Raw genomic sequence first — 5,265 nt, forward strand, 5'->3', positions numbered from 1 at the left:
ACCTCAAAAACATAATTATTTAAGAATAAAGAATTAATTTCGAATAATTTATTATAAAAATTTAATGCTGGAGATAAAAATGATTTTTTCCCTTCTTTTTTACCATACATCACATAATGAACCAAAGGGTTAATATTTAGTTGTTTTACAGAGGGATATTTATCTAAATAGATATTACTATCAAAATTTAATGCTGGAATTTTATGTTCTTTATATCCATAAAATAAGTAATGTAACAAAGGATTAATTCCTGAATTTTTTATATTAGGATATTTTTCGATATAAAATTCTTCATTAAATAAATTTTCATCTAAAATTTTAGAATAAGCTTCTTTATACAAGGAAGCCTTATTGTAATTGAATTTAGATTTAATTAAAAAAGTTTTGAAAGATGGCACACTCATTATTTATACTCCATTTGTAAAAAAATTTATTTCCTAATTTTTTGACCTATACTTCTTAAAGGTTTAGTAAGTTTCCATGAAGAAGAATTAACCATTTTATCAATTTCTTCAGTGGATTTTAAGTTCATTACCTGTTGATCATTTAATTGAACTTTAGAAGATTTTAAATCATTTTCTAATTTATTAATATAAAATTGTTTTTCGTGATTTAAATTAATAACATTATTTAAATCATCGGTTAAACCAATATTTCTCTTTTTTAAGTAATTAATTACTTCATTTAAATTAGATTTTAATATATCATTCTGTTCTTGAGTATTTACTTCGGTCAAATTGGGATTATTAAATTCTTCTCCATTTTCATTGCAATTTAATTTTTCTTGGATTATTTTGTTAACAACAACTTTAGAAGATATATAATCTCCTAATCGAGATTTATACTTAATTATTTCATTTGAATCTAATATACTACCCAACTCACAAATTCCCCAAATATCACTCCCACTTCCAATATAATCAGATAATTTTGAAGGTAAATATGGATTAATTTCAAAATAATCTTCTGTATTAGCATCAGTGACTATTAATACATCAAATTTAGTTGTAAGATTTAAAAAATCTAAAAATGAACGGCTTTTATTAATAATAATATTATCTTTTATCTTTAAATCTGAAGTTGCTCTTTTAACAAACTCGGTCTGAGATGTAAAAATATGTAATTTACATTTACTTTTAAAAAATGGAGAAATATTTTCAAAAGCATAAAAAACATCCTCAAAATTTCTATTACCGTAAAAAAGTCCAAAATATGCAAAATTTATATAATTATTATCTATTTTATACTTACTTTGAATAGATTCATAAGCACTTTTCTTTAAAATAGGTTGTGGTTTTATTAAACTTTTATTATCAATGAACTGTTTGAAATTTTTAAAATTTCCTTTATTTTTTAAAAGAAATTTATTTATCATGAGCTTTTTTTGATTTTCATTTGTAAAAATAATTTTATCAGCAAATAAAAAAGGCAATAATTCACATAAAAATTCAATAGAAGTTAAATTAGAATCAAGAGCACTATTAAGATTCATTTCCTTTAAATTTACATCCTGTGAAATAATTGAATTGACTTTTTTTATGTATTTTTCATCCTTTAACTTAGTATTTCTTTCTTTACCATAATTATCAAACAAAACAGGATCAGAAAATTCAGCAGTCCATTTAGTATCAGGATTTTGTGTTTTATATTCAAAAGCTAAAAAATGAGCCGGTGTAGGCATGGCTCTGGAATATATTGATTTATAAACACCCTTTTTAGATTTTTGATTGTTTAACTCCACCATACCTTCTTCAATAAAAGGCTTTATTACACTCCATTCCCATTTTTCAGCATCATATGCATGTAAAACTATTTTATCTTCAACATATTCATTAATTAAATCATTTAAAGAGTTATCTAATGCAACATTTTCAATATGATTTTGGATTACATCCACCTTTTTTCCATTTTCAATTATACGTTTAGCTACTACAAATCCACCAGTATCAACATATTCTGGGAAAAAATATGAAATAATTAAATCTTTAGAACATTTTTCATTAACCATTTTAAAAAACCACATTACTTACTCAAAAGTTTATTTTTTAATTTTATGACTTATACTTCGTAAAGGTTTAGTAACTTTCCAAGAGTTTGAATTAATCATAGTATTAATCTCTTTCTTAGCTCTTGAATTCATTATTTCTTGATCATGTAATTGAACTTTTAAAGTATCAATATCATTTAATAATAAATATATCTCCTCTTTTTTAAGAGTCATTTCCTCTTTCATATTATTTTCAATATAATTTATTAAATTATCACTAGATAAGGGGTTAGGTGATTCAAATTTATGATGATATTTTTCCCCACTTGTTTTACTCCAAAATTCATTATCCCAATAATAAACAGGACTAACAGAAGGATGGAAATTATTTTTCCAAGCTACATATGCAAAACTTAATTGGTCTTGATTTGTATATTTTATTATTTCATTCCACCAATCGTCCATTAATTTTGAAACCTTAGGATTATTATGTTGTCTGAATATAGAGCCCATAACTCCAAGGCCATAATGTTTAGGAAAACCTTCATCCCTATAATGATTTACTTGTTTATTCATAATAGCTTTAGGGTATCTAGCAATATTATAAGAAGCAACTAATTCATCATAAATACAGTCCCGTTCTGTATGTACCACACAAAGCATTGGGTTTTTTATATACTTGTAAATATATTCTCTTAAACTGCTTTTAATTTCAAAAGTTCCATCTAACCAAAAACTATACTTATAATTAGAAAGATATTTATGAGGTAAAACTTTGTACTGTTTTGCTTTACGATTATTATCTAAATTAGAATCTTCCATAGGTATAATTTTATATAAATCAGACTCAACATTTGGATTATCTGTGAAACATACATAATCACAATTTTCATCAATAAATTTAGGTTCTTTTAAAGTATCATAATCCCCAGTAAATGCTGTATAAATAACAATCTTATTATTCTTAATATCATTAATTAATTCATTATCCGGATTAGCATCAATATCCATGAATAAATTTCTATGAATATGATCTTCTACGGTATTTTTATAAGTTTTATAAATTTCTTCATACATGATTTAATATCCCTTTATAAAAGAATTTAATTTAAATAAAATATTTATTATGAATAGTTATATTACTTTTTTTATTAATAAAATTTTTTTAAATGTGATTAAAAATTTTTAAAAACCTCTTTTTAATTTTGATTAATTAAATTAATATATAATTTAATCAATAGTAAAATTATGAAATATAAAATTAGTGTTATAATACCTACTTTCAATTCTGAAAAATTTTTAGATGAAACTATAAAATCTGTTCAAAACCAAAGTATTGGGTTTGAAAATATTGAATTAATTCTTATAGATGATTTTTCAACAGATAATACTCCAAATATCATTAAAAAATATGTTGAAAAATATAATAATATTTTATCTTATAAATTAAGTGAAAAAGCAGGTGCTCCAGGGAATGCTAGAAATATTGGGATAAATAAAGCAAATGGAGAATATTTAATGTTTATGGATCATGATGATCGTTACCCTAAGGATTCTTTGAAATTATTATATCAAAAAATTAATGGAAGTCAAGATTCAATTGTGATTGGTAGATTTAAAACTTTTGGAATTGCAGATTGGGTTTCTGATGAATGGGTAACAGAAGAATTGAGTATAAGTTCATTGGATGAAAATACTAATTTTATAACTATAAATAACATTTGGAGAATGATTTTTCCAGAAAAATTAATTAGAAAAAACAATATTTATTTTCCAGAAAAAATGTTTGCTGAAGACTTAGCTTTTATGATAGAAACCTTTTTAAATGCTAAGAAAATTACTTTTTTACCAGATTATGTTTACTGTTTTAGAATAAGAGAAAGTGATAATTCTTCTACAAGTTATTCAAAAAGTTTCCATTATATAAGTAAATTATTAGATGGATATTTTTACACTAAGAATATCCTTAAAAACAATGCTGGTTGTAAATATTATGATTTGTTGTTTAGTATGCACTTAGGTAGTTGGATAGATAATATAATTAATAGTGAACTTACGGATAATGAAAAATATCAATTACTTAAACAATCCCAACCATTATTTAAAGAATTAAATGTAATTGATTTAAATATTAATCCTAATTTTGAATTATTTAGAAATGTTATGGAAAAATTAAGAGATGATAAGTTAGAAGAAGCATTTAGTAACTTAAAGGAAATTAGCGATAATATTAAAAATCCTCAATCTAATATTTCTTTGAATAAAAAAAATAATACTAATAAAATTAAAAATAAAATAAAAAAAATTCTTAAAAAAGTTTAGAAATTATAAATTGTATACTTTTGATATTGTATATAATAATTTTTCTGCAGTAAAATAATAATTTTTAGGAATTTTGCTTTCATTTAAATAAAAAACATTTTTTATGTTTAAATCTTCTTTTATTTCTTTAGAATCTTGCTCATTTTTAGTTAAAATTATATCATATTTTGGAATGTTAGATTTTTTATCTTTATCTATTGAATTATAATTATTATTTAATTGTATAATTTTAATAATATTGTTTCTAGAGATTATATTTTCTATATCATATCTTAAATCAAAGGATAAAATTATATCTACATCTTTTCCAAAGTTATTATCTTCAATATTTGAAATTAAATCAATATTATAATTCATATCATTAAATTCTTTTGATAAATTTGATATAAGAGTATAATCTTCATTTCCATTAATTATTCCATTTGTGATTTTTTGACTATTTCCTTCTTTTATAAAACTTATTTTAAGTTTTTTATCTGTGAAAAATTTTTTTTGGGTAATTTTATCATTAAGAATACTTTTAAAAAGGTAATTATCCCATTTTTTCATTAAAGTTTTAATATTTTTAAGGTTTATTTCATCATAATTGCCTTCATTATTTCTTGTGCTGCTTTCATGATGGAATAGTAATGCAGAACCACAGTATAATATTTTATATCCTTTTTGATTCAGATTCAACATGAAATCAACATCTTCATAACCATAAAAAAAGTCATTAGAAAGTCCATTTAATTTTTTATAAATAGATTTTTTAATGAGTACTGCTGCTGCTGTAACTGCCATACATTCTGAAGTTTTATTCAATTTTTTATCAAATATCAAAGGATAAAATATGTATTCATGATAAGGACCATAAGTATATTCTTCATTTGTTACCTCTTCAAATTTTACTCCAGCATGTTGAATTGTGAAAGATTTATCTATTGAAACTCTGTCATAGTAATATGGATAGATTA

Annotated in this window: 4 protein-coding genes and 1 pseudogene; 1 reads left to right on the forward strand and 4 read right to left on the reverse strand. The window is 22.4% G+C overall.

Features of this window, described 5'->3' with window-relative positions; translation table 11 throughout:
* The 3 genes and pseudogenes from BP769_RS07805 to BP769_RS07815 form a co-directional block, all read right to left on the reverse strand.
* Nucleotides 1–404, reverse strand: a pseudogene (locus BP769_RS07805) (glycosyltransferase family 2 protein); the annotation flags it as partial.
* Between the two features lie 26 nt (nt 405–430).
* Entirely contained in the window at nt 431–2,008 is a 1,578-nt protein-coding gene (locus BP769_RS07810; RefSeq protein WP_413825627.1) for a hypothetical protein, read from the reverse strand.
* Nucleotides 2,009–2,038: 30 nt separating this feature from the next.
* Nucleotides 2,039–3,064, reverse strand: a complete 1,026-nt coding sequence (locus tag BP769_RS07815; protein WP_413825630.1) for a glycosyltransferase domain-containing protein — start codon at nt 3,062–3,064, stop codon at nt 2,039–2,041.
* A 171-nt stretch (nt 3,065–3,235) separates the two neighbouring features.
* Between BP769_RS07815 and BP769_RS07820 the strand changes: the two genes are divergently transcribed.
* Complete coding sequence (locus BP769_RS07820) at nt 3,236–4,309, forward strand: glycosyltransferase family 2 protein (protein ID WP_413825633.1); 1,074 nt, start codon at nt 3,236–3,238, stop codon at nt 4,307–4,309.
* 3 nt (nt 4,310–4,312) lie between these two features.
* Here the strand turns inward: BP769_RS07820 and BP769_RS07825 are convergent.
* A partial coding sequence (locus BP769_RS07825) for a glycosyltransferase family 2 protein (protein ID WP_413862367.1) occupies nt 4,313–5,265 on the reverse strand: 953 nt, incomplete at its 5' end.

The sequence above is a fragment of the Methanobrevibacter sp. UBA417 genome (assembly GCF_002508845.1).
Taxonomy (GTDB): Archaea; Methanobacteriota; Methanobacteria; order Methanobacteriales; family Methanobacteriaceae; genus Methanobrevibacter_A; species Methanobrevibacter_A acididurans.